The sequence below is a fragment of the Leclercia sp. TB492 genome (genome assembly GCF_049974505.2).
In the GTDB taxonomy this organism is placed as follows: domain Bacteria; phylum Pseudomonadota; class Gammaproteobacteria; order Enterobacterales; family Enterobacteriaceae; genus Enterobacter; species Enterobacter adecarboxylatus_C.
Genome location: NZ_CM127572.1, coordinates 2323861 through 2349601 on the forward strand (window position 1 = coordinate 2323861; position 25741 = coordinate 2349601).

The 25741-nt window shown below is 55.5% G+C and carries 23 protein-coding genes and 1 pseudogene; 6 read left to right on the top strand and 18 right to left on the bottom strand.

The window, feature by feature from the left end; translation table 11 throughout:
- Positions 1-39: 39 nt before the first annotated feature.
- Genes ACP4QI_RS11015 through ACP4QI_RS11025 form a run of 3 tightly spaced genes read right to left on the bottom strand, consistent with a single transcriptional unit; the run spans position 40 to position 3391 of the window.
- Positions 40-1695, bottom strand: coding sequence for an ABC transporter permease (locus ACP4QI_RS11015; protein WP_426494640.1), 1656 nt, complete (start codon positions 1693-1695; stop codon positions 40-42).
- Positions 1696-1733: 38 nt separating this feature from the next.
- Entirely contained in the window at positions 1734-2702 is a 969-nt protein-coding gene (locus ACP4QI_RS11020; RefSeq protein ID WP_426494639.1) for an ABC transporter substrate-binding protein, read from the bottom strand.
- Positions 2699-3391, bottom strand: coding sequence for an ABC transporter ATP-binding protein (locus ACP4QI_RS11025; protein ID WP_426494638.1), 693 nt, complete (start codon positions 3389-3391; stop codon positions 2699-2701). The genes ACP4QI_RS11020 and ACP4QI_RS11025 overlap by 4 nt, the downstream gene beginning before the upstream one ends.
- Before the next feature lie 136 nt (positions 3392-3527).
- Here ACP4QI_RS11025 and ACP4QI_RS11030 point away from each other — a divergent pair, with 136 nt between their 5' ends.
- Positions 3528-4103 carry a flavin reductase family protein gene (locus tag ACP4QI_RS11030; RefSeq protein WP_142489517.1) on the top strand — a complete coding sequence of 192 codons (576 nt, stop codon included), beginning with the start codon at positions 3528-3530 and terminating at the stop codon, positions 4101-4103.
- On the opposite strand, the gene ACP4QI_RS11035 is transcribed toward ACP4QI_RS11030, so the two are convergent.
- From ACP4QI_RS11035 to ACP4QI_RS11050, 4 genes and pseudogenes are all read right to left on the bottom strand, one after another.
- Positions 4097-4714, bottom strand: a complete 618-nt coding sequence (locus tag ACP4QI_RS11035; protein ID WP_426494637.1) for a hypothetical protein — start codon at positions 4712-4714, stop codon at positions 4097-4099. The genes ACP4QI_RS11030 and ACP4QI_RS11035 overlap by 7 nt on opposite strands.
- A 16-nt stretch (positions 4715-4730) precedes the next feature.
- On the bottom strand, positions 4731-6833 hold the full coding sequence (fusA, locus tag ACP4QI_RS11040) for an elongation factor G (protein ID WP_307762804.1): 2103 nt from the start codon (positions 6831-6833) through the stop codon (positions 4731-4733).
- Between the two features lie 158 nt (positions 6834-6991).
- Complete coding sequence (locus tag ACP4QI_RS11045; RefSeq protein WP_426494636.1) at positions 6992-7414, bottom strand: hypothetical protein; 423 nt, start codon at positions 7412-7414, stop codon at positions 6992-6994.
- Between the two features lie 2 nt (positions 7415-7416).
- Positions 7417-7494 (bottom strand): annotated as a pseudogene (locus ACP4QI_RS11050) (arsenical resistance protein ArsH); the annotation flags it as partial.
- Between the two features lie 98 nt (positions 7495-7592).
- On the opposite strand from ACP4QI_RS11050, the gene ACP4QI_RS11055 reads away from it, so the two are divergent.
- The 3 genes from ACP4QI_RS11055 to arsC are packed head-to-tail and all read left to right on the top strand — an operon-like array spanning position 7593 to position 9684.
- A complete protein-coding gene (locus tag ACP4QI_RS11055; RefSeq protein ID WP_156263811.1) occupies positions 7593-7913 on the top strand; it encodes a transcriptional regulator in 321 nt (106 codons plus the stop codon).
- A 43-nt stretch (positions 7914-7956) separates the two neighbouring features.
- Positions 7957-9246, top strand: a complete 1290-nt coding sequence (locus ACP4QI_RS11060) for an arsenic transporter (protein WP_426494635.1) — start codon at positions 7957-7959, stop codon at positions 9244-9246.
- Positions 9247-9258: 12 nt separating this feature from the next.
- Positions 9259-9684, top strand: a complete 426-nt coding sequence (arsC, locus tag ACP4QI_RS11065; protein WP_426494634.1) for a glutaredoxin-dependent arsenate reductase — start codon at positions 9259-9261, stop codon at positions 9682-9684.
- A 97-nt stretch (positions 9685-9781) separates the two neighbouring features.
- Here arsC and ACP4QI_RS11070 read toward each other — a convergent pair whose 3' ends face one another.
- The 3 genes from ACP4QI_RS11070 to ACP4QI_RS11080 are packed head-to-tail and all read right to left on the bottom strand — an operon-like array spanning position 9782 to position 13437.
- Complete coding sequence (locus tag ACP4QI_RS11070) at positions 9782-11044, bottom strand: glycerate kinase type-2 family protein (RefSeq protein WP_426494633.1); 1263 nt, start codon at positions 11042-11044, stop codon at positions 9782-9784.
- 3 nt (positions 11045-11047) lie between these two features.
- Positions 11048-12115: a tartrate dehydrogenase gene (locus ACP4QI_RS11075; protein ID WP_156263815.1), complete on the bottom strand. Its 1068-nt coding sequence runs from the start codon at positions 12113-12115 to the stop codon at positions 11048-11050.
- A gap of 14 nt (positions 12116-12129) precedes the next feature.
- Positions 12130-13437, bottom strand: a complete 1308-nt coding sequence (locus ACP4QI_RS11080) for an MFS transporter (protein ID WP_285128729.1) — start codon at positions 13435-13437, stop codon at positions 12130-12132.
- A gap of 129 nt (positions 13438-13566) precedes the next feature.
- Between ACP4QI_RS11080 and ACP4QI_RS11085 the strand changes: the two genes are divergently transcribed.
- Positions 13567-14463: a LysR family transcriptional regulator gene (locus ACP4QI_RS11085; protein ID WP_426494632.1), complete on the top strand. Its 897-nt coding sequence runs from the start codon at positions 13567-13569 to the stop codon at positions 14461-14463.
- A 257-nt stretch (positions 14464-14720) separates the two neighbouring features.
- Here ACP4QI_RS11085 and ACP4QI_RS11090 read toward each other — a convergent pair whose 3' ends face one another.
- Together ACP4QI_RS11090 and ACP4QI_RS11095 are read right to left on the bottom strand one after the other, a co-directional pair.
- Positions 14721-15905 carry a hypothetical protein gene (locus tag ACP4QI_RS11090; protein WP_426494631.1) on the bottom strand — a complete coding sequence of 395 codons (1185 nt, stop codon included), beginning with the start codon at positions 15903-15905 and terminating at the stop codon, positions 14721-14723.
- 374 nt (positions 15906-16279) lie between these two features.
- Positions 16280-16861 carry a TetR/AcrR family transcriptional regulator gene (locus tag ACP4QI_RS11095; RefSeq protein WP_426494630.1) on the bottom strand — a complete coding sequence of 194 codons (582 nt, stop codon included), beginning with the start codon at positions 16859-16861 and terminating at the stop codon, positions 16280-16282.
- Positions 16862-16953: 92 nt separating this feature from the next.
- Between ACP4QI_RS11095 and ACP4QI_RS11100 the strand changes: the two genes are divergently transcribed.
- Positions 16954-17847: an ABC transporter six-transmembrane domain-containing protein gene (locus ACP4QI_RS11100; protein WP_426494629.1), complete on the top strand. Its 894-nt coding sequence runs from the start codon at positions 16954-16956 to the stop codon at positions 17845-17847.
- Between the two features lie 31 nt (positions 17848-17878).
- On the opposite strand, the gene ACP4QI_RS11105 is transcribed toward ACP4QI_RS11100, so the two are convergent.
- Genes ACP4QI_RS11105 through ACP4QI_RS11130 form a run of 6 tightly spaced genes read right to left on the bottom strand, consistent with a single transcriptional unit; the run spans position 17879 to position 25593 of the window.
- Entirely contained in the window at positions 17879-19261 is a 1383-nt protein-coding gene (locus tag ACP4QI_RS11105; protein WP_307762796.1) for a hypothetical protein, read from the bottom strand.
- A complete protein-coding gene (locus tag ACP4QI_RS11110; RefSeq protein ID WP_445730317.1) occupies positions 19261-19545 on the bottom strand; it encodes a PAAR domain-containing protein in 285 nt (94 codons plus the stop codon). The genes ACP4QI_RS11105 and ACP4QI_RS11110 overlap by 1 nt, the downstream gene beginning before the upstream one ends.
- The gene (locus tag ACP4QI_RS11115; protein ID WP_426494933.1) at positions 19532-20239 is read right to left on the bottom strand and encodes a T6SS immunity protein Tli3 family protein; all 708 of its coding nucleotides are present in this window, start codon (positions 20237-20239) and stop codon (positions 19532-19534) included. Before ACP4QI_RS11115 ends, ACP4QI_RS11110 begins: the two co-directional genes overlap by 14 nt.
- 3 nt (positions 20240-20242) lie before the next feature.
- Positions 20243-20938, bottom strand: a complete 696-nt coding sequence (locus ACP4QI_RS11120; protein ID WP_426494628.1) for a T6SS immunity protein Tli3 family protein — start codon at positions 20936-20938, stop codon at positions 20243-20245.
- Positions 20939-20947: 9 nt separating this feature from the next.
- Positions 20948-23083 carry a T6SS effector phospholipase Tle3 domain-containing protein gene (locus tag ACP4QI_RS11125; protein WP_426494627.1) on the bottom strand — a complete coding sequence of 712 codons (2136 nt, stop codon included), beginning with the start codon at positions 23081-23083 and terminating at the stop codon, positions 20948-20950.
- On the bottom strand, positions 23080-25593 hold the full coding sequence (locus ACP4QI_RS11130; RefSeq protein WP_426494626.1) for a DUF2345 domain-containing protein: 2514 nt from the start codon (positions 25591-25593) through the stop codon (positions 23080-23082). Before ACP4QI_RS11130 ends, ACP4QI_RS11125 begins: the two co-directional genes overlap by 4 nt.
- Positions 25594-25741 lie beyond the last annotated feature (148 nt).

A 25741-nucleotide genomic window follows, 5' to 3' on the forward strand; every position in this document is an offset into this window, starting at 1 on the left:
TAAACTATTTTTCCTCAACCACTGTCGCAAATGTGCTTTTTACCCGCGCGTTGTGCGTTGCATGATGCCCAGCGCCGTCAGCATTAATACCAGCCCGGTAAGCAGCGTCAGCGTAGCCATCGCCATCCCCTGTCCGACGGATCCCTGCTCGAACTGCCGCCAGATAAACACCGACACGGTTTGCGTTCCCGCCGGGGCCAGCAGCAGCGAGGTGACCAGCTCCCGCGAGGCAATGGCAAACACCATCAGCATTGCCGCCAGCATCGCCGGGGAGACCAGAGGCAGAACGATAAAGCGTAACGCCTGCAGCGCCGATGCGCCATGCACCCGCGCGGCGGGCTCCAGATTGCCACCCAGCTGGCGCAGCGCGCTGCCGACGTAGCGCACCGGCCAGGGCAACAGCAGGCAGCAGTAGGAGAGCAGCAGGATCGCCCAGCTGTTATAGGGCGTCACCGGCCAGAACGGCTGGTTCCACAGCAGGATCAGCCCCACCCCAACCACCACGCCGGGCAGCGCGGCGGGCATCAGCGACAGGGCGTCCAGCAGCCCGTGCCCTTTGATCTTCTGCACCACCACCAGCCAGGCGGCCAGCAGGCCGAGCAACCCGGTGATACAGGCCGCGCCCAGAGCCAGCGACAGGCTGGTGCCCAGCGCCGACAGGGCATCCCCCTGCTGACTGAACAGCGCCGCATAGTGGGAGGCGGTCAGATTGGCGAGCGTCACCCCGCCCGACAGGGTCCCCAGCACCCCGGACAGGGCCATCGAGGCCCCCGGCAGGATCACCGCGATAAACCCGGTCAGCGCCAGCAGCGCCACCACCGGCAGAGTAAAGCCTCCGGCATCCGCCCCCATGTTCTCCGTCGGTTTGCCGGTGATGCTGGTCACATCCTGACCGCCGGTCAGTTTTTTCTGTAGCCACCAGGCGCTCAGGGCGATAGCCACCAGCACCACCGAGAGCATCGACGCCCCCGGGAGATCGATCGGCCATTCAGCGAGCTTTTTCTCGATATCGGTGGTGAGCATCACCACCCCGGCGCGGGTGCCGAGCGCGGCCGGCACACCATACTCCTCAATCGCCAGGGTGAAGGCCAGCAGCATTCCCGCCGCCAGCGACGGCGAGAGCATCGGCAGCGTAATATGCCAAAACGCCCGTCCGGGGCTGGCCCCGTGTACCCGGCCCACCAGCGCCAGCCGTTGCCCGCTGGCCAGCAAGCTGCGCGACACCGCAAAATAGACCACCGGGAAGATGTTCAGGGCCATCACCAGCACGATCCCGGTCCGGCTGAACAGCAGACCGTTCAGGTTAAAGCCGGTAAGCTGTTGCAGATAGCCATTGGTTTGCAGCACCAGCATCCACGACAGCGCGGCGATATAGGGCGGGGTTAAAAACGGGATCAGAAACAGCAGATCCCACAGCCGGGGCAGCGGCAGATTGAGCAGCCCGCGCGCTACCCCGAGGGGAAAGCCGATCAGGGCGCTGACCAGCGCCACGCCGACGGCAACCTGCAGCGTACCGCCCAGCATGGTGGGCAATTGCGGTTCGGCCAGCAGCGTCGCAACGCCGCTAAAGGCCCCGGAGAAGACCCCGGCGCTGAACTGCGGAAACACCGCCTGCAGCAGAATAAAGACCAGCGGAAACGCCACCAGGATCACCAGTAGCGCCAGCGTCGTCACCGACAAGTATTTAGGATTCACAAAGCAGTCCTGAAGACGGGGTTGCCCCCGTCACATGATTATAAGGTGAAGAGCGTGTTGAAACGCTTGAGGATATCGCTGCGTTCGCTTGTACCGTCGCTTTTGGTCGGCAGGATTTTCAGATCGTTGAGCAGCGGACGCTTAGCCTGCACGTCGCCGCGGGCGGGCATCAGCCAGGCATCGGCCACCATCGCCTGGCCTTCCGGGGAGAGGACGTAATCGACGAAGGCTTTGGCATCCTCCGCGTGTTGGGTGGATTTGAGGATCATCATCGGGCGTGGGGCAATCACCGTCCCGCTGGCCGGGAAGATCACCTTCAGGGATTCGCCCTGGCTGATGTTGCCATACGACACGTAATCCACCGCGCCGAACACCGCCGCTTTCGCCCCCTGCATCACCGGCGTTACCGCCTGGGCATTCGGGCCGCTGACCACCATGCCGTTCTTTTTCAGCTCATCAAACAGGGTCCAGGCCTTATCGCCCATGCCATTTTGCAGCCCGATCAGCAGATCCAGCGAGGCGCCGGAGAGTGCCGGGTCCGGGGTGGTCACTTTGTCTTTGAAGGCGTCGGTGGTCAGATCGCGCCACTCTTTCGGCTCCGGGGTGCCGCTTTTGGTGTTCCAGACAATGCCTAACGCTGACACGCCCTGCGCGACGTAGTCGTCTGATTTCAGATCTGCGGGCACCTTCGCCGCATTGGCGCTCTGGTACGGCAGCAGCCAGCCGCGGTTGTGCAGATCTTCCGCGGTATCCCAGGAGGCGGAGATCAGAATATCGGCCTGCGGATTGGCCTGTTCCGCCTCGAGGCGGGCCATCACCTTGCCGGTGGTGGCCTGGAAGATATCCACCTTCACGCCGGTTTTCTTTTCAAAGCCGCTGGCGAGGCTTTTGGCGAGCGACCCCGGGCCGGCGGTGTAGACGGTCAGCGCGTGGGCGCTGGACATCATTACGGACGATAACGCCATGGCTAACAGAACTCCTTTTTTGACGGACATTGCAGCTTTCATGCGAACTCCCCTGAGGATGTAATCAAACGAACGGCAGCGACGCTGCCAGCAGACAAATGCACGATGCGATCGGCCAGGATTTCAGCCTCCCGGCGGTCGTGGGTAACATAGACGGCGGTGGTGCCGAGCTGGCGCAGCAGCGTGGCCATCTCGTGACACAAGGTTCCACGCAGTTCGCTGTCGAGGTTGGAGAGCGGCTCGTCGAACAGCAGCACCCGCGGCTCGGCGACAATCGCCCGGGCCAGCGCCACGCGCTGTTGCTGCCCGCCGGAAAGCCCGGCGGGTTTGCGGTCGGCGAAATCGCTTAAGCCGACGCGGGCCAATGCCTGAGCCACGCGGCTGTCGCGTTCCTGACGCGGGATTTGGCGCATCTTCAGCGGGAACATCACATTCTGTGCCACGGTCATATGCGGCCAGAGGGCGTAATCCTGGAACACCATGCCGATGTCCCGGGCTTCCGGCGGCAAGGCCCAGCCGGTTTTCGCCACCAGCCGTTCGCCAAAATGGATTGCCCCCTGGGCGGGCTGGGTTAACCCTGCCAGCAGACGCAACAGCGTGCTTTTGCCGCAGCCCGAGGGCCCCAGCAGCGCAACCACGCTACCCGGCTCGATATGCAGATCGATTTGATTCAAAACGGTATTCGCGCCAAAAGCGTAGGAGACGCCTTTGAGCGTTATGGAAGTGAGCATATTGTTATCCTCTTTGGGATTTGATGCTCGCCACTGTAGGCAGCTTATGTGACGTATACATGACGTAAATGTTGCGTATTGATTTCCGATGGCTTTCAGACGTTTAATGCTCTGATGCTATTTATGAGGAATTTCTATGAGCCACTTCCGCCCCGTTGAGTTAATGCACGCCAGCCGCCTGTTGAATCACGGCCCGACCGTTTTAATTACCAGCCGCGACGACACCCTTGATCGGCGCAACGTGATGGCCGCCGCCTGGTCAATGCCGGTGGAGTTCGAGCCGCCGCGGATCGCCATCGTGGTGGATAAAAGCGCCTGGTCACGGGAGCTGATTGAGCGCAGCGGCATGTTCGGGATCGTCATTCCCGGCGTGGCGGCGACCAACTGGACCTACGCGGTGGGTAGCGTCAGCGGCCGCGATGAGGATAAGTTCAACTGCTACGGTATTCCGGCCATCAACGGTCCGGTGCTGGGGTTGCCGGTGATCGAGGAGAAGTGTCTGGCGTGGATGGAGTGCCGTCTGCTGCCCGCCACCTCGGCGGCGGAAAAGTATGACACCCTGTTTGGTGAGGTGGTCTCTGCCGCGGCGGATGAGCAGGCGTTTGTCGCCGGACGCTGGCAGTTTGATGACGATAAGCGCAATACCCTGCATCACCTTGGCGCGGGGACCTTCGTCACCAGCGGCAGGCAGGTGAAAGCGCCGGGTCAGTAGGTCTTATAGGGGATGCGCATCCGGTCCAGCAGGTTGGTAAAATCCTGGACCGCGACGAATGCCACCGCCCCTTTGCCGGGGATGACGTTGGTGATGATGCCCACCGTCTCCCCGGTCAGGCTGTCCACCACCGGCCCGCCGGACATGCCGGATACCGCCCCCGCCCCGGTGATGATGCCGTAGTAGCAGCCGTCACGCTTCACGAAGCCGTCGATTTTTCCCATGCTGGATTTAGGCAGACTATTAATAGCGCTGTAGCCGAACAGGGTAACGTTGCGCCCGACTCTGGCCCAGGCCAGCTGATGCACGATCTTGCCCCGGTTGTTATCGGCAATCACCGCCACGTCGCAGGCCGGATGTTGCGCCCTGACGGGCTTCAGCAACGGCACCGCGACGTGGGCGGCGGTAAGAGAAAGCGTGCTTGAGACTGCAAAGGTGGTGCCCTGCATCCCGGCCGCAAGCCAGTTTAGCGGCGCAGGCAGGCCGATAAAGACGAGATCCGCCTGTTTCGTGGCGGAAAAGTCGGTGCGGCTGGTGCCGGACATCACCACGCACCCCAGTAGTGTAAGGGGTGCCATGAGTGCGGCGAGAGCAAAATGCAGACGCTTCATGGTTCACCCCTCGGCCCTACCTTTTCGACCGCCCGGCGATAATCTCATCGGCCACGATACGCGGAGCCTCGGCGTAATGGTGGAACTCCATGCTGTAGGTTGCCCGCCCCTGGGACATGGAGCGCAGCGTGGTGGCATACCCGAACATCTCCGCCAGCGGCACGTCGGCGCGGATAATCTGGCTGCCGAACTGCTCCTCCATCCCCTGCACCAGCCCGCGCCGGGACGAGAGATCGCCCATAATATTCCCGGCATACTCTTCCGGTGTTTCAACCTCCACGTGCATCATCGGCTCGAGAATGACCGGATCGGCTTTGCGCGCCGCGTCCTTAAAGCCGAATATCGCCGCCATGCGGAAGGCCATCTCCGAGGAGTCGACGTCGTGATAGGAGCCAAAGGTCAGGGTCGCTTTGACATCGACCACCGGATATCCCGCCAGCACGCCGCTGTTCATCGCTTCGCGCAGCCCTTTCTCCACCGACGGGATATACTCCCGCGGCACCACCCCGCCTTTGGTGGCATCGACAAAGGCAAAGCCGCTGCCCGGCTCCTGCGGCTCGAGGCTCAGCACCACGTGACCGTACTGCCCTTTCCCGCCGGACTGGCGGACAAACTTGCCTTCGATGTCGTTTACCGCCCTACGGATGGTTTCCCGGTAGGTGACCTGTGGACGGCCGATATTGGCCTCGACGCCGAACTCGCGCCGCATGCGGTCAACGATGATCTCCAGATGCAGTTCCCCCATCCCGGAGATAATGGTCTGGCCGGACTCTTCGTCGGTATGCAGGTGGAAGGAGGGATCTTCCGCCGCCAGCCGGTGCAGCGCGATGCCCATTTTCTCCTGGTCAGCTTTGGTTTTCGGTTCGATGGAGAGGGAGATCACCGGGTCCGGGAACTCCATCCGCTCGAGGGTGATCACCGCGTTGGGGTCGGTCAGGGTATCGCCGGTAGTGACGTCCTTCAGCCCGACGCAGGCGGCGATATCCCCGGTCCGCAGCTCCTCGACGTCATGCCGGTCGTTGGCATGCATCAGCACGATGCGCCCGATGCGCTCTTTTTTGCCCTTCACCGGGTTAAAGACCGCGTCGCCTTTTTTCAGCACCCCGGAGTAGACGCGGATAAAGGTCAGCTGCCCGACGTAGGGGTCGGACATCAGCTTGAACGCCAGCGCCGAGAAGGGTTCATCGTCGTTGGGGTGACGCTCGGCGTGCTGCCCTTTCTCATCCACCCCGTCAATGGCGGGAACGTCGAGGGGCGACGGCATCAGCTCAATCACCGCATCCAGCATCCGCTGCACCCCTTTATTTTTGAAGGCGCTGCCGCACAGCATCGGCTGGATCTCCCCGGCCACCGTGCGTTTGCGCAGGCCGCGAATAATCTCCGCCTCGTCGAGATCGTTGGTTTCGAGGTATTTATCCATCAGGTCGTCGCTGGCTTCCGCCGCCGCCGAAACCATTTTATCCCGCCAGGTTTGGGCGGTCGCCTGGAGATCGCCCGGTACCGGGGCATAATTGAAGGTCATCCCCTGGGTGGCGTCATCCCAGATAATGGCCCGCATATGGATCAGATCCACCACCCCGGTGAAATGATCCTCGGCACCGATGGGGATCACAATCGGTACCGGGTGGGCTTTCAGCCGGTCGATCATCATCTGCACCACGTGGAAGAAATCGGCCCCAGGACGGTCCATCTTGTTGACGAAAGCGATGCGCGGCACCCGGTACTTATTGGCCTGCCGCCAGACTGTTTCCGACTGCGGCTGCACCCCGCCCACCGAGTCGTAGACCATCACCGCCCCGTCCAGCACGCGCATGGAGCGCTCCACCTCAATGGTGAAATCGACGTGCCCGGGGGTATCGATAATGTTGATCCGGTGCGGCTCAAAGCCGCGGTCCATGCCGGACCAGAAGCAGCTCACCGCCGCCGAGGTGATGGTAATGCCCCGCTCCTGCTCCTGCGCCATCCAGTCGGTGATCGCCGCGCCATCATGGACTTCCCCCATCTTGTGGCTCACCCCGGTATAAAACAGGATGCGCTCGGTGGTGGTGGTTTTTCCGGCATCGATGTGCGCCGAGATACCGATGTTGCGATAACGCTCGAGAGGAATGGGCCGGATCATGATGCATCCTTCTTTAATGGACATGACAATCACGCGCCGGGTGAGCGCGTGCAGGTATGTAGATCAGTGTAGTGCCCTGTCAAAGTGGGGACGGGTGATTTACGGTGAGGGAAGCAGACCGCGCTGCAACGCCGGGTGGCGGCTGCGCCTTACCCGGCCTACGGGACCGGTGTCGTTGTAGGCCGGGCAAAGCGAAGCTGCCGCCCGGCATCCGCGCCAGGACTTAATCCATATGGCCAATTATTTAACCGGGAGCCCCTTAAGTAAGGCCTCCGCTGTAGAGACATTGCCGTCTGCCTTGTTAGCCTGCCAGTAACAGCGGTTACGTCTTCTTTGTCTACCAGAATTGATTTCATATCGCCCTGCTCTGTCCGCAGCCAGCGAGGGGCTTTTAGCCTGTCGCTAAAATCACTCACCAGTTCAAACAGCAAATCTTCAATCACACGCTGCTGCTCGCTTGTCAGCATGCCACTCATTGTCAGTTGAGTAAGTTCCTGACAGTACCGGCACAGAGTATCGGTTTCCGGCTCGAACACGGGGAGATGAGTGGGCGACGTATCAATGGTCACCATATCCACCATTGAGGCATTCCGGAGGGGTTAAACATTTTGACCTCCGCACCCATCGCAGTCAGCAGACGGCCCGCCTCTTCGCGGCAAAACGGCTGTTCCATTGTTTCTCCTCCAGAGAGAACAGGTGATTTCAAACTTTATACATATGGTTTAGCATATGTGTATTCTAAGCGTATCGGAGTGGGAAATGCTACAACCTGTCCAGCTGTACAAAATACTGTCGGATGAAACCCGGCTGGCGATCGTTATGCTACTCAGGGAATCCGGGGAAATGTGCGTCTGTGATATCTGTGGGGCGACCACTGAATCGCAGCCAAAAATATCGCGACACATGGCGATTTTACGCGAGGCTGAGCTGGTTCTCGATCGCCGGGAAGGGAAATGGATCCACTATCGTTTGTCACCCCACATGCCGGCATGGGCAGCAGAGACCATTACCACTGCATGGCATTGCATGCGGGATGAGGTTCGCGGATGGCTGGTACAGTCAGCCTGCTCATCCTGTTAAAACGCAAATCACATACACTTAACCATATGTAATGGAGTTAGGGATGTTACTGGCAGGGATAATCTTTCTACTGACGCTGATACTGGTCATCTGGCAGCCCAAAGGGCTTAGCATTGGCTGGAGTGCGAGCATTGGCGCGGTGATGGCGCTGGCGTTCGGCGTTATTCATGTTGACGATATTCCGGTGGTCTGGAATATCGTCTGGAACGCAACGGCGACCTTTATCGCAGTGATCATCATCAGCCTGTTGCTCGATGAATCCGGGTTCTTTGAATGGGCTGCGCTGCATGTTGCTCGCTGGGGTAACGGGCGCGGGCGTTTGCTGTTCACCTGGATTGTGCTGCTGGGCGCAGTAGTGGCCGCGTTGTTTGCTAACGACGGTGCGGCGCTAATCCTGACCCCTATCGTCATTGCCATGCTCCTCGCGCTGGGGTTCAGTCCCGGCACAACCCTGGCCTTTGTGATGGCCGCAGGCTTTATCGCCGACACCGCCAGTCTGCCGCTTATTGTTTCCAACCTGGTGAATATTGTCTCTGCTGACTTCTTCGGTCTGAGCTTTACTGACTATGCGTCGGTCATGATCCCAGTCGATATCGCGGCTATTGCCGCCACGCTGACGATGCTGCATCTCTTCTTCCGTAAAGATATCCCGGCGACCTATGACGTTTCGCTGCTGAAAACCCCTGTCAGTGCGATTAAAGATCCGGCCACGTTCCGCGCCGGCTGGATTGTCCTGCTGTTGTTGCTTGCCGGTTTCTTTGTCCTTGAGCCGCTGGGGATCCCGGTCAGTGCAATTGCGGCGGCTGGCGCGGTGATTCTGTTTATCGTGGCGAAAAGGGGCCATGCCATTAATACCGGGAAAGTATTGCGTGGCGCCCCGTGGCAGATCGTTATTTTCTCGCTGGGGATGTATCTGGTGGTCTATGGCCTGCGCAATGCCGGGCTGACAGATTATCTCTCCGGCGTGCTGAACATGCTGGCAGAGCAAGGCTTATGGGCGGCAACGCTGGGCACCGGCTTCCTGACGGCATTTCTCTCATCAGTAATGAATAACATGCCGACGGTGCTGATTGGCGCATTGTCGATTGACGGGAGTACGGCTTCCGGCGTAATCAAAGAGGCGATGATCTATGCCAACGTCATCGGCTGCGATTTAGGGCCGAAGATTACCCCTATCGGTAGCCTGGCGACGCTGCTGTGGCTGCACGTTCTTTCTCAAAAAAATATGACCATCACCTGGGGATATTACTTCCGTACCGGCATTATCATGACCTTGCCTGTGCTGTTTATCACTCTGGCCGCGCTGGCGTTGCGGCTCTCTGTCACTTTGTAATGAGATCATGATATGAGCAACATTATCATCTATCACAACCCGGCCTGCGGTACGTCACGTAACACGCTGGAGATGATCCGCAATAGCGGCAACGAACCGACCATTATTTATTATCTTGAAACCCCGCCGTCACGGGATGAGCTGGTGAAACTCATTACCGATATGGGGATCGCCGTCCGGGCCTTGTTGCGTAAAAATGTTGAACCTTATGAGCAGCTGGGTTTGTCTGACGATCGGTTCACAGATGAACAGCTGATTGAATTTATGCTGCGACACCCGATTCTGATTAACCGACCTGTCGTTGTAACCCCGCGGGGTACCCGGTTGTGTCGCCCTTCGGAACTGGTGCTGGATATTCTTCCTGATCCGCAGCAAGGTGAATTCACAAAAGAAGACGGTGAAAAAGTCGTTGATAGTGCCGGGAAGCGGCTGGACTAAGGTTGAAAATACGCCGGGTGGCGCTACCGCTTACCCGGCCTACGGGATCGGTGTTGTAGGCCGGGCAAAGCGAAGCTGCCGCCCGGCAAAACCCACATCAGGTAATCAACATCACCCGAATATCATTCACGTTGGTTAATGTCGGGCCGGTCACCACCAGATCCCCCGCCGCGGCAAAGTAGCTGTAGCTGTCATGCCCCCGCAGCATCGCCTTCGCGTCCAGTGAGGTGCGGCTCAGCGTATCCGGGGTGACAATTGCGCCCGCCGCATCCTCGGTGCCGTCAATCCCGTCGCTGTCTCCGGCGATGGCGTAAATCCCCTCCTCACCCTTCAGCGCACAGGCCAGCGCCAGCAAAAACTCGGTGTTGCGCCCGCCGCGCCCGCAGCCCGTCTCGCCGATGGTGACCGTGGCTTCCCCACCGCTGAGTAATACTGCCGGGCCTTTCACCGGCAGGCCGTGCTGCTTCACCGATTTGGCGATCCCGGCCATCATAATCCCCAGCTGGGCGCTTTCCCCCTCCAGGGCATCCCCCAGAATCAAGGGTGTGAAACCCATCCGCTGCGCCACGTCGGCGGCAGCGGCCAGCGCGCCGGAGGGGGTGGCGATCAGGCGGATATCGTCGTCTATTTCCTTTGCTGTCACCGGGGCTCGCGGCATGCGCAGCACCCGCATCACCGGTTCCGGCAGATCCAGGCCATAGCGGGCGATAATCTCCAGCGCCTCTTCCGCCGTGGAGCTGTCCGCCACCGTCGGGCCGGAGGCAATGCTCTGGGGATCGTCCCCGGGCACATCGCTGATGATCAGGGTGATCACCCGGGCGGGTCTGGCGGCCAGCGCCAGCCTTCCGCCCTTGATATCCGACAGCTGCTTGCGCACGGTGTTCATCTCATGGATGGTCGCCCCGCTCTTCAACAGCGCTTTGTTCACCGCCTGCTTATCGGCCAGGGTGATGCCCTTGCGCGGCAGGGCCAGCAGCGACGAGCCGCCGCCGGAGATCAGCGCAATCACGCAGTCGTCGGCGGTGAGGTGTTTGACCTGCTCCATCATCAGCATCGAAGCCACTTCGCTCATCGCATCCGAGACCGGGTGCGCCGCCTCGACGATGCGGATTTTTTGCGTCGGCACCGCGTGACCGTAGCGTGTCACCACCACGCCCTGCAGATCGACGTCCGGCCAGGCGGCCTCCAGCGCGGCGGCCATGGCGGCGCTGGCTTTCCCCGCCCCAACCACCATGCAGCGCCCTCGTGGTTTCTCCGGCAGCGCGTTAATCAACGCCTCATGGGGGTCGGCACTCTTCACCGCTGCCATGAAGATCTCAGTAAGCGCCCCTCGCAGGGCGCTGTCGTCGTGTTGAGCCATAGGTCAGCCTTCTGCGATGGCGCGGATCACCGCCTGGGTGACCTCGCGGGTATTGGCCGTACCGCCCACGTCCGGAGTCATGATGCCCTTCGCGCAGACGGCCTCGACGGCGGCCATCAGACGTGCAGCAGCCTCGCCTTCGCCCAGATGCTCAAGCATCTGCGCCGCGGTCCAGAAGCTGGCGACCGGGTTGGCGATGCCCTTGCCGGTGATATCAAACGCCGAGCCGTGGATCGGTTCGAACATCGACGGGAAACGACGCTCCGGATCGATATTGGCGGTCGGGGCCACCCCCAGACTGCCCGCCAGGGCACCCGCCAGATCGGAGAGAATATCGGCGTGCAGGTTGGTCGCCACGATGGTGTCCAGCGACTCCGGGTGCAGGGTCATGCGCACGGTCATGGCATCCACCAGCATTTTGTCCCAGGTGACGTCCGGGAACTCGCGGGCCACTTCGGCGGCGATCTCGTCCCACATCACCATCCCGTGACGCTGGGCGTTGGATTTAGTGACCACGGTTAACAGCTTGCGCGGACGGGTCTGCGCCAGGCGGAAGGCGTAGCGCATGATGCGCGTGACTCCGGTGCGGGTGAAAATCGCCACCTCGGTACCCACCTCTTCCGGCAGGCCGCGGTGGGCGCGACCGCCGTGGCCGGAATATTCCCCTTCCGAGTTCTCGCGCACGATCACCCAGTCGAGGGTGCCCGGAACCGCCTTGCGCAGCGGGGACTGAATACCCGGCAGGATTTTGGTCGGACGGACGTTGGCATACTGGTCGAAACCCTGGCAGATCGGCAGGCGCAGCCCCCAGAGGGTGATGTGATCCGGCACGTCCGGGGCACCCACCGCGCCAAAGTAGATGGCGTCGAAGGCTTTCAGCTGCTCCAGCCCGTCTTCCGGCATCATCACCCCGTGGGTTTTGTAGTAATCCGAGCCCCACTCGAAGGTGTGCACCGAGAAACGCATATCGCCCTGACGCTGGGCCAGCGCGTGTAACACTTCCACACCCGCGGTGATCACTTCCGGGCCGATACCGTCTGCGGGGATAGCTGCAATGGCGTAATCTTTCATGGTTTTTCCTTAAATTAATGTTTTGACTGAATTAATGTTTCGCTGGCCTGCGCCTTGCGGCTGGACGCCGAGAGCCACAGCACCACGATTGAGGAGAGGATCAGCAGCCCGGCGACAAACCACAGTCCCCAGGTGTAACTCCCGGTTTGTTGCTTGATCAGGCCAATCATGAACGGACCGACAAAGCCCCCCAGATTGCCGAGTGAGTTGATGGTGGCGATACCCGCCGCCGCCGCCGAACCGGAAAGGAACAGGGTTGGCATGCTCCACAGCGGGGGTTTAGAGGCGCTGATGCCGCAGTTAACGATGGTCAGCGCTAGGATCACCCCGAAGATGCTCGTCGTACTGCCCGCCATAAACAGCCCGGCAGCCGCGACGATACAGGCGGCAATCACGTGCCACGAGCGTTCGCCGGTTTTGTCGGAATGACGCGCCCAGAGCACCATTGCCGCCACTGCCAGCACCGCCGGAATCGCATTCAGCAGGCCGACGGTCATGGAGGAGACGCCGAGGGTTTTGATGATCTGCGGCGACCAGATGCCCAGGGTATAGAGCCCGGCGGAAGTGCCGAAGTAGACCAGCGACAGGGCCAGAACGCGTTTATCCAGCAGCCCTTTCCAGACGCTGTGCTGCGCCGTAGCCTGTTTAGCCGCCTGCTCGCGTTGCAGAGTGGCAATCAGCCAGCCGCGCTCCTCTTCGCTGAGCCATTTCGCCTTTTCCGGGCGGTCGGTCAGCCAGAACAGCACCACCACGCCGAGGATCACTGCCGGCACCGCTTCGAGGACAAACATCCACTGCCAGCCGGCAAAGCCCATCATGCCGTGCATCTCCAGCAGTGCGGCGGAAATCGGCGAGCCGAGCGCGGTGGAGATAGGCGCCGCGGCCATAAAGATTGCCGTCACCTGGGCGCGCTTTTGCGCCGGGAACCAGTAGCTTAAATAGAGGATGATCCCCGGGAAGAAGCCTGCTTCCGCCACGCCGAGCAGGAAACGCAGGGTATAGAAGCTGGTAGTGCCCTGGACAAAAGCCATGCCGCCGGAGACCAGCCCCCAGGTGATCATCACCCGGGCAATCCAGATGCGCGCCCCAACCTTGTGCAGGATCAGGTTGGACGGCACCTCAAACAGGAAGTAGCCGAGGAAGAAAATCCCGGCTCCGAAGCCAAACACCGCCGGGGAGAAGCCGAGATCGGTGTTCATGGTGAGCGCCGCGAAACCGATATTGACGCGGTCGAGAAATGCGATGAAATACAACAGCATGATGAAGGGTACGATGCGCAAGGTGATCTTGCGCATGACCCGTTGTTCGATTGTGCAGGTCATGTGAGGTGTTCCTCATAATTATTTTGTAGGGTACGCAGTCGGGCTGCCTTGATGAGTATGCTGATATTTCTTGCATGATCATGCGCATCGGTTTATACAAAAAAATGCAATAATCACGAGCGAGCCAAAATGGAACTACAACACCTGCGCTGTTTCCTGGCAGTGGCAGAAACCCTGCATTTCGGTCAGGCGGCACAGCGGCTGGATATGCTGCCCTCTGCCCTGGGAAGGAATATTCGCCTTTTAGAAGAAGCACTTGGCACGCGGTTATTCACGCGTTCAACCCGCCGGGTGGCGCTCACGGAGAATGGCGTTTTGCTGCGGGAAGAGGCGCGAAAGCTGCTCGCCCACACCGATGCGATTATGTTGCAATTTCGTCAAAATCCGCGCCGGGCGCAGCCGCTTTTACGCGTCGGGACTATCGACAGCGCGGCCATCGGATTGCTGCCGGGATTGCTGCAGCTGTTTCGCCAGCACTACCCGACGGTGGAGATCCAGCTCTTCGAAGACAAGACCGTCCATCTGCTGCCGAAGCTGAAAAGCGGCAGGCTGGATCTGGTGTTTATTCGCCCGCCCGCGCAGCTGGATCCTCAGTTTGGCCGGGCGTTTTTATGCAATGAGCCCGGCATCCTTGCCCTGCCGGCCAGCCATTCGTTTGCCGACCGGGAAAGGGTCGATATCGCCGAGCTGGAAGGAATGCCGATGATCCTGCCGGAGAGGCGTTCGCGCCCGCACAGCCACGATCTGACCATGAACCTGTTCCATAATGCGGGCATTGAAGTGACGGTGTCACAGATGGCGGACGAAAAGCAGACCATCATCAACCTGGTGGCGGCGGGCATTGGCCTGGCGATTGTCCCGGCGTGGAGCAGCCGCTATCTGATGCCGGGGGTGAAGTTTGTGCAGCTGAACGGCGCGGAGCAGATGGGGATGCCGCTGGAGGCGGTATGGATGGCCGGTGCGCAGGATGAGATACGGGATAATATGCTGGCGATGTTGCGGGAGCATCCGGAGCTGTATGGATAGAATTTTGACCCGTAGATACTCTATGGAACTTATAAGAACATGCAGCATGGGACGTGCTAACTCTATAAAAGAGGTAACAACGTTCAGAGGTGAAATATTCCCGCTTTAATGTTGGGATGAGAGTTTAAGCCTGTTTATATCGCTGAAAGTCAAGATCACGCGATCGGCTCATGGACTTTTAATATAGATAAAGGTTATACGGCCTGTAAAAAAGGGGCTGAATAATAAGCCATTCAACCCCTGTATTGACTACAACATTAATTCTTTAACTGCGTCGTTAATTTCAGCGGCTGCTCGCCATTATAATTAACATCCGCGCGGATCAGGACAGACTTGAGATGACCAGAATCATCGAGCTCATCGTTCAGTGCGAAATAAACCACACCATAGTTATTATGTCCATACTGGCTTTTTTCAGTCTGGAAGATGTCATTCCAGGCACGCGCTTCCGCTTCATCTTTAGGTTTGATCTGGCATGTTGTGAGTGAGGCTTCCGTATCCCAGGCCATCATGACATTCTGAGTATTAACCATGAGATTTTTAATGCTGGGTACATCAGGGCATCCGTCCAAAGTCAGAGTGTAAACCTGTTTTTCAAAGTTATACTTCTCAGGGAAAATACCGGGTAAAAATTTCACCATCACAGGCCCACCCGAAACTGTAGGGAATTGCCCCTTAGGGTCACGCTCTGCTGATATAAATTTTATATACTTGATTTTTTTATATTCTTCAAGTTTATCAAGCATGGCCGGAATGGCGGTTTTTTCGATATCGCGCTTCTTAAACTCATCTTGCTCATTATAATATTTGGCATCAACAAGGTTAAGCATCTCTTTATTATCAATGTTTTTAGCTCGCGCCAGATACAGCCAGGTAAAATCCTCATCGCTGATGAATTTGTAATCTTCTGCTGGTACGGCAAGAACCTGTTTTTTGAAATCAGCCGCTTTCTTTTCTTGTTCTTCCTTTCGTTTCTTATAGGCATCAAGGGCTTCTTGTTGCTCTTTGGACGGTTTACCCCGTTCAGCAATGTCAGGATCTTCCATCAACGAATGCCCTAAATTAGACGCTGCGGAGATAACTTCCTTACCGTTATTATCAATTAAGACGCTGGCCTGATGGTTTCTGGATTCAAAACGGGTGGTTAAGGGGCCTACTGGCTGGATGCTAATGTCAAAAGAGCATACCTTCGACTGCGCTTTCTCATCTGCAGAAACCTCTTTTACGTTTCTTAATTCAATATGGTTACGGGCGATTAAGTCGTCCTTATCCTTAAATTTAACGTCGGTATCATTGTAGTTGCGGAATAAGTTATCACCAATACGATCGACAATAGCTTTAGAAAAGGCCTCGGAAGTACATTCCGGTTGCTTATCGCCACACCCTACCAGAACAGCGGAAATCAACGTGAGTAACGTGGTAGCTAAAATTTTCTGTTTCATATGATCTGTATCATCCATTGGCAATTTTATAATAACTTTAATTTACTATTTTTTGATAATTTTTAGCGTGGACATTTTAATGCTTAGGAACCACATGTTGAAGTCTTTTTTCTTAGTCGCAGACTTATAAATCCACCATAAATGGTAGTTGCTCGACTTTTTATACTACTATTAAAAACCTAAAGGGGTCGGAGAGTACTAATAAGCAAGAGGCATGGCTTTATCTCGCCCTAACTAAAATCAGAAGGGTATTTTTTTGATAATTGCAAAATTGGGATCTCGAGGTTAAATCAACGCTTTTTTTAGCATCCGAAACAGGATAAGTCACTTCGTGCGGCCTGTTTGCCAGGTGGCGGCTGCGCCTTACCCGGCCCCTACGCCTTATAAATAAATCGTTGTATAAAATCGGCAATATCGGCTTCGACCATCGCGCATTTTTCCGCCGAAGGCCTGACGCCCAGAAATTCGTCATAACCGCTCAGGAGAGAAATCAGCTGTCGCGTGGTGCGGCTGGGGTCGCACTCGCGGAAGGTTCCATTCCCCACACCTTCCTCAATAATGTCGCAAACCCGTTCGCTCCACGCTTGCATAATGGCCTCAACGAATTCGGCGTAAGCGTCATTATGCAGCGCTAACTGCCACGTGGCGCCATACAGCTGCCAGGCGGCATCCTGCTCAAAGGGCAGAAAATCGGCGACCAGGCGCTCCATTTTTTGCGCGGAGGATAACCCCGCGACTTCACGCGTAAATGTCTCCAGCTCGTCGCGCATAAAACGATCCAGCGCCGCAATACACAAGGCCTGCCAGTTGCTGAAGTAATGATAAATATGGCTGCGTGAGATCCCTAACGACTCGGTCAACTCACGCGTGGTAACGTTGGCGATCCCCTTCTCCAGAAATAGTGCGATAGCCCCGTCCAGAATCCTGGCTTTTAACGTCTCTTTTGCTTCTTTCATCTACACGTCCACATTGACTTTGAGCAAGTGCTCAAATAGACTCGCCCTATAAATTTGAGCAACCGCTCAAATTTATCTTAACAGAAAATTGTATGCTTACCTTAAAAAATGCGGCTCCTGCCGCAGTATCAAACAGCGCGGTCAAAACGCTCAAACTGCTGGGCCAACGACATAGCCGAAAACTCATTCTGACCTTCTTACTGGTGGCGGCTGAAAACGTCACCATGCTGCTCTATCCCCTGCTGGCGGGGTTTGCGATCAATGCCATCATCTCCGGCCAGGCGTTACATGCCGTGCTCTATGCGGTGATGGTTTTTGTGATGTGGGCGATTGGCGCGGCAAGACGCAGCATTGATACCCGAACATTTGCGCGCATTTATGCCGAACTGGCCGTTCCGGTCATCCTTACCCAACGTGAAGAACAGCACAGCGCTTCAACGATTGCGGCCCGCGTGGCGCTGTCGCGGGAATTTGTCGATTTCTTCGAGAAACATCTGCCGGTACTGGTGACCTCTGTCGCTTCAATCATCGGTGCCGCCGTGATGCTGCTCTTGCTACAGTTCTGGACCGGCATCGCCTGTATGTTCATTCTGATCTTTTTTGCCCTGTTTTTACCGGGCTTCACCCGCAGGAACGAAGCATTATTCCTGAGACTGAACGATCGGCTGGAAAAAGAGGTGGCGTTCGTGAATAACGCGTCCAGAATGTCACTGTCCAGGCACTATGATGTGCTGGCGCGGCTCAGAATTAAACTGTCGGATCGGGAAGCATTTGGCTATTTAGCCATCGGTTCCGTGACGGCGATTTTATTCGCCAGCACCATAATGACCATGTCGTTCGAAGGCGGGCTGGATGCCGGGCATATCTATTCGGTCATGACCTATATGTGGATGTTTGCCATGAGTCTGGATGACGGGCCGCAATTACTGGAAAAGTATTCTCAGCTAAAAGATATTGGCAAGCGGGTTAATACCAGTACCCTTTGAAAGTAAGCGGCACGCCTGGACCGTATGCCTGTTAGTACCCCATATCCTTATAGGCTTCATTGGTTTTTAATATCAAAAGATAAAAACCTGTTCCAATAAAAACAACGAGGGGGATGATGATGCTTGTAACAAGCCCCCAGATAGAGAGCGGATCATTCTCAGCCGAGAAACTGATACGGTAAGCAAAGAGTGAAACTATACAGAATAACGCCGCCAACGCCGCTGGCATAAGAGGATTACTCCCGGTCCCCCATACAAGGTTTGCTGGAATGGCGGTTTTTTGAGAAGAGAGCGCAGTAATACTAAATTTGTTTTTTTCTGAAGTAGCCACCAGTTGCTCCCCTTGGGAATATTTCACCGCATCTGCCGCCATAGCCAGCGCCAGCCACCGATATCCGGCGCTCTTTTCGCCAAGGGAGGCATCGAGGTCCAGCCGTTCCGTTGCCTGCCCTTTTCCGTTCAGGGTCTGCATTAGCGGATATTTCTCGGTACGGGACAGCCCGGTATACCAGAGCGTCTTCGGGGTAAGTACAGAACCGGCCTGCAGATAGACCGGCATTTTTGCCTCAACATCTGTTACGCCGGACATGGGCTGATACAGATAAACCGGTTTTTCACCTTCCGTCCGGACATAATGGTTGGTTACCAGCAATGCACAGGCATTTTCCATGCACTTTGACTCACTGTCTTCTTCATGCAAATCCATGATTACAACTAAGCGGTTTTCAACCCTGTAATCTGACAAGTTGGCCCATTTGCTGATAAGTGCATAATCCGGGCATTCCGCACTGAACTCAATTTTGCAGGTACTGGCATAGTCCACGCCCAACCGCTCCAGCGAGCGCCTAAGTTCGTCAATACACGTCTCATTCCCTCCACGAACCCAGACAACCGTTTCAAAAACGCGGTAGTTATATCCCTTCAGCTTTTCGGCCATCGGGGCCAGCAGGCGGTTAAATATCTGCTCATTGCGGGTCTGGTCGTAAAGTATTTCCAGGTGAATTTTAACCGGCGTTTTCGGCGCCAGGGGAAACTCCCCTTCCAGCTTCAACATATTCAGTGCTGGTTGCTCCAACGGAGTGATCGCAGACCATGCTGCAATAGCCACATTTTTTCGAGCATAAGCTTTTACATTAATGTCCCGTTGTTTTGCAATGAATTTACGGGTTTCGAAATAATGAATACTGGCGTCATGAAGCATGAACGCTATATAAACAATCATGGAGACAAGGCAGAAGGGTAAAATAACTGAAGGCACAAAGAAAATGGCAGTAACATGTTCCTTTTCAGGCCAGGTTAATGCTCTGATCAGCAGACTCGCGCCTATGGCGACAACATATAAGATAATAATAACCGCGACGGGCACATCGGTATCTGCGTCTGGCTGTTCCTTGTATAACCACCACGCTTTCATCACGCAACCCCCGCTACAGGCAAGGTACTTTTGATTTCGCAACCACATGCCGCGTGACAACCATCCACCACAACCCCCCTACCGTGCATGGTCCAGGTGGGATGGCATTCATTGAGAGGAAAAGTGCCCTTGTGCAACGGACACTGCACCAAATCCTCTTTCAGGGCCACGGGCTTACCCATAAAGTCCGCACCGGAAGCTTTTATTACTTTTCCACCGCTTACCAGCGGATCGTTTAGTCGTATTACGCCTTTCATTATTTGTATCTCCTTATCGTCCTGCATCCATATCACAGCGCATCCGATCCCAGCCGGTATAGCCCTTCACTTCAGGTACTTTGTCGGGTAAATCCTGCCAGTTCGCCTTAAGTTGTTGCGTGCTGCCCTCAAGTCCTTGCTTAGTCATATACACCATACCCCATGCCCAGCCGGGGGAACGGGGCTCCAGCTTCCCGTTTACTGTACCTCCCATACCATCGTCTACGGTATATTCAATACCTGGGCCGTCAGGCAGAATGCGCGGATCTTCAAACGGCTTTGACGACATATATAGCCGGTGTTTGGTCAGCATAAATCCCTGGTCGTTAACAACGGTGAAGGAAATAATATCGTCATAAGATGGTTGGTTAGTTCCGTCAGGTTCGTTAGGACCAACTGAAAAAAACTGAGGGAACCAGGTCTTGCCATAATCTTTAGAAATCATTGTTCCTGGCTCGCCCCAAATAGGGATCGCAATGTACCGCTCTGAAGGATGAATAAATTTACGGGTGAATATTTGGTAAAACTGAAAATATGGCTGTGAATGAATGCCTCGTTTTGTATCCGTATACCAGAGTTCTCCCTGGCAATCCCAGCCTTTTAACTCAAGGTAGCGATGATCATCGAACCGGTAAACTACTTGTGTCGGCGGCTCTTTCGCCACGCAATCAGAAGCCAGTGCTACAGCGGCCACTGCGAGAACAGTACATAATTCTTTCATCACTTATCGCCCCGCATCCATGTCACAGCGCATCCGATCCCAGCCGGTGTAATTCTTCACTTCGGGGACTTCGTCGGGCAGGTCCTGATAGTTTTGTTCATGGCTTACGACTTTTCCTTCAAGCCATCCCTTAGTGAAATACACCATTCCCCATTTCCAACCGGGAGAGTCCGGCCTAATTGACTGGACGGTCCCATCGTCAAGTGTGTACGTAATACCTGGACCACCAGCTACAACGCGTGGATCATCAAACGGCTTTGACGACATATACAGCCGGTGTTTGGTTTGTAAAAAACCCTGATCGTTGACGACGGTGAAAGAGAGAACATCTTCATAAGGTGCGTAATCATCGCCATTCGGTTCATTATGACCTGGCGCAAAACGTACACCGGCCCAGGTTTTTCCATAATCTTTCGACACGCGAAATCCATCTGCGCCCCAGCCAGTGATTGCAATATAACGTTCAGAAGGGTGAATAAATTTTCGGGTAAATAGGCGATAAAACTGCGAAAAAATTTGTGAACGAATCTTTTTTTGGGTATCCGTGTACCAAAGCTCCCCCTGGCAATCCCAGCCTTTCAACTCAAGGTAGCGATGATCATCGAACCGATAAATCACTTGTGTCGGTGGCTCCTGGGCCTGGCAGGTTGTGGTCAGTAAAGTTGTTATAATCGCCAGACCTGTACATAATTCTTTCATCTCTTATCCTTAGACCAGCTGGCCGTCGCTTTTAGGTTTTGGCATTTCCCATTGCAATAACTTCACTTCCTGGAAGTCTTCCGACCTGACAATCCCCAAATCAATATTCCTCGGATTACGTGCACGCGGTCGAATGCCGACATAATCATTTTCCACGCCGTAATTACCCTGAGGCAGCACTTCATCAGGTTTATTCATATAGTTTTTTGTAGGGAATTCTGGCAGTCGTCCGGAACGATAATATTCTTTAGCAGCAGGAAAACCATTTAATGGGTCCCGCCAATCCGCACGATGTAACAGTTCTTCCCAGAATTTCCCCGCCTTGTAGTCAAACGATTTACACTGACCAATTGCCAGATCAAACGCCATTGCATGTGACGGTGCGAACTCACTCATGACAATGGAAGAGTGCTGGCTGTAGCCTACCGGATCGGTTTTCTTCCACTCATTTTCCAGTTCTTCACGGGTTTTCAGCCAGGTAATAGACAGCACCGGGTAGTCTTTTGAACCAGAGACTTCCCCACGAATGACTGTGTGTCCCCTGACAATACTTTCAACATCAAGCTCTTCGGACGTTAAGACATGCCCCGGCTTCCAGCTAATACGCTGATAGCTGTTGAGCATATACATGGCAGAATCTGTACGTTTAATAGCGCTGGCTTTGGCTGAATAGGAAATGTAAGCGTCCGGACTTTCCGGATCGATATAATACGTATAGGGTTTGTCACTGGTCTTCGGATCGTTATCAGGATGGTTATCCTGTCCTTGGAGTTTGAAAATAAAAGGTTCCGGTAATTCCTCGCCGTTCACCACCACATCACGTGCGGCGTAGCGGCTATTGGTCAAGAACGCATAATGTGCATCCCCCTCCTTTCGCGGCGGTAATTCAAAGGGTTTAACGTCCGGGGCTTTCCCCACCTCGCCGTGCTGATAAAACACACGTTGATACAGATTAGGAATATCACGGGCTATTTTCTGAGGAATGCCACTCCAGCCGATCCCCTGCACATTTTCCAGCGACACAACACCGTCGTTCGGGCAAAAATAGTTGTACACTTTGCCGTCGTTGCTCCGGCAATATCTACTATCGGTCCGCAGCGGATTATCGGAGAGTTTACGCAAAGTACAGGAGGCCTCCAGAGCCAGTAATTCTGCCTCTGTTAAATTTCCGCCCCCTTTCCATTGCGTATACATCAGGCTACAGAAGTTTTTAAAGGTCTTCTGCCTTGCGGTGTTGGTCTGTTGATAGCCGGGCTGAATATTTTCAGCCACGCGTGATTCCAGCGAATACGGGGAGTGATTAAGAATGGCACAGTTAACCGGAGCATACCCGGCCTGTTTCACCAACATGTTGGCCAACATGGTAATGATCGTCCCTTGGCTATGAGCGACCACATTAATCACATCATTCTTAGTTATATCTTCGACCCTGATCTGAATAATCAAATCCGCCAGCCGTTGAGCGGCAAAAAATTGATAAATACGGTGCGGGTTTTCATAAATGGGATGCGTAAAGTCCCCGTCATTAAAATGCAAGGAGGCAAATCCTGCCGCGGCCACACCGAAACCTCCGGCCCCCGGCCCTAACATATCGGGAATAGTGGTCGTGGCATTCGCAAATGTCCCGCCATTTTTAGCAAAATGCGTATCAAGCGCGTTTTTGAAATTATCGTTGTGGTACTTGAAGGGGCCTTTTCCGTCATTTCCCAGCACCGCTTTATTCGTCTCGTTATCTTCCTGGTAAGCATCATAAGGCAGGTGAGTATTGTCACTCAGCTTGCCGACCTCTTCCCGGTAGCGCTTCTGGTCTGCCCGGTAGTCGTCATGGGTGACCGGCTTATATCCCCAGTAAAACGGTATGATGGGCGAGCGGCCGGGCGCTGTGATTTTGTAGTCTTTCCATTGGTGGGGATAAAAATCCTGCCGGTTTAGCCGTTTACTCAGTCCGGCAAGGATCCCCTTCTCCTGATTCTGATAAGCTTCACCCACGTCGTTCACGCCGTGGACCAGAATAACGATTCCCGGCATCGGGCGCGGTACCCCCACGCTGCGCGTCTGAGCAGCTTCTCCCAGGTTTTTGTGTACCGGAATATCGCCTTCAGAGATCATCCGCGGGGCGTACGGTTTTGTCTTCGACTCCGTCATTCCATCAGCTCCATTTTGTAACTGTCGAGGTCGTCAGCATCAAGCAGCGGCGAATGACCCTTGCTGTCCGTCACGCCTTCCACCACCTGGCCGGACGAATTAGTCAGCCTGAATTTTTTGTTTGCCAGGATTTGCTCCGGGTCATCGCCAGCGTGCAGCCTGTAGCGCAGTTTGAACGCGCCTTTCTCAAAGGAGGGCGATTGTACTGACGCGCTTTCCGGACCGTCGTATTTCAGGCTGGGCGCTTTCAGCTCAATGCCGACAGGCGAAAAAAGGGTGACCAGACCGTTCGGACTGATACGGATCCCGCCCCCGCCGCAGACAAACTGCATCCCCTCTCTGGCACTGCCGTTCATCTTCCCGGCGGTACTGGTCAACGTGAAATCCTGCTGTGACAGCATGTGCATTTCGCCGCGCTGCGCCTGGGTCGTTATATCCCCCGCACCGGCAATAATCTGAATGCCGAGCTTGCGGGCAAACAGCGAAATTTTTTCTCCCACGGCCAGCGAGAATTTTTTCCCCACATTTACGCTGGTATCATTGCCCGCCGTGGCGATCAGATCTTTCCCGGCTGACAGTTGCAGGCTGTCCGGGGTCACCTGAGCAATGCCGTCTTTGCCATACGCCAGAATGCCAGGACCCGTAAGGTGACTTAGCGTCTGGCTGAGCGCAGTCTGCCCATCGGTTTCCACGTGACCAGCACCCGCCGTCAGCGCACTTTGTTGCAGGGTCATCGCCAGCGACAAGGCTTTTTCCAGTTGGGTAATGGCCTCCGCCATATCCAGCTGTTTCCCCGCGGCACGCGGCTGGGCCTCCGTAGTGATCATTACCCCTTTGGCGGCACGCAGCGCCATCCAGTCGTCGGTTCGTGCCTCTACGCCCTCCCCGCGTTTCTTCCCTTCAGCATCGACAAGGTGGCCCACGCTGAGTTGCCCTTTGCCGTACTCCGTGGAAATCTTGATATGCTCCTGGCCGCGACGGTCCTCAAGACGAATCTTGTTGGACGCGGCCGTGCGGATCACGTTGCGGGTATCGTTGCGGTTGGTGATCAGGTCCGGGCGGCTGCCATCATGCATAACATGGGCAATAAAAGGTCGGTCCGGATCGCCGCCTTCAAAACCAATGGCCACCTCGGTCCCGTCCAGCAGCGGAAAGTGAATACCAAAGGTATCGCCAGCATAGGCTCTGCCGAGACGAACCAGGGCGCTTTCAAAGCCATCACGCTTCTCATCCAGGTCAAAATCGAACTTCACCCGGTAGCGCCCATGCGCATCAAGCCCGGCATAGGTTTTATCTCCGCCGATAGACGCAACTCTTGCAGGCACCGTTCCGGCTATTACTGGCCGGGGTATGTATTCAGGGCGGAAGCTGTAGCCGTGGATATGAGGGATCCCCGTTAGCACAGCGCGGTAGTGTTCTGCGCGGCTGCTGCGGATGGTCATCGTCGTTATCAGAAATCCGGGCTTAAACCCGTCAGGAATGGGGCCCGTGGGGTGAAACATAATGCCCGGCTGAAGTTCGGGATCGCTGGTCGTCGCCCCAAGAACACTCTGGCCGTTCAGCAGACGCTCATAGCGAAGGCGTGCATAAAACGTGGCAATTTCCGCCTCTTCGCCATAATAATCTCCGTCAGTCAGGTAAGGATCGGCATAGTGATAATGCTGTCCTGCGGTGACACCCTGAGGAATATCACTCATGTCGATAGTTTTATCCGCCTGCGGCGAGTGTGGGTCGCGGTAGTTGTAGGTGCGAACCAGCACGTTTGTGGGGATCAGGTCGTGCTTTTCCTCCAGATCGGTAATGTATTCATCATGGCTAGTCATGCCAGAACGTCGGACATAGGGCACCTGTTTGTCGCTGAAGAGGTAGCGGCGGTCAGAATCCCCAAAAATAACGACAGTTTCTGCCTTCACTTTGTCGTGATTTTCTAAGCGGAACCAGATCCCCACTTCCGCCAGCAACCGACGGATAAACTGTAGATCGGTTTCTTTCCACTGAATAATCATCTCCCGGCGCGGGTAACTGTGACTCAGCTGGTCAAAATCGATGTTGTAGCCGTCAAAATGGACACTGTCTTTCATTAGCTTCGTGACGAGTTCCGGCACAGTCACGTTCATGTACACGGCGGAACGGTAGTTTCTGTCCAGCAATGCCAACTCATGCTCCAGCACGCACTCATACAGAGCTTCATCACCGGATGACTTAAGGCGGGAAAATTGAGTGATCGTGCCGTTAATCTGTCGTACCGGTAGCCAGGGCGTTTGCCCTTGCCAGGAGGCATTTGGATTCGGGGCACGCAGAATAAATTCGGCCATCTGGTTAAGAACGGCATCAATAGCTATGTTCTGATCCGGACTGGTAAAGCGTATGGTATAGCGCCAGGGCTCACTTAATCCCTCTGTACCTGTAAATGAGTGAACATCAGGAATAACACTTTTGCTACGGGGGAAATACAATAAATAACGATTTAAGGTAGCCTGCTGTTGGACCGTCGAAGATCTCCCTGCCATAGTTAAACATCCTTTTAATAAACGGTGGGTTTATTTTTGAATAATACACCCAACCCCATTATTAAAATATGATTTAACTATGTAAAACCAGCCATTATAAATATAAAGGCATTCACCAAATAAATTTATAACCGTTAGAAAATCACCG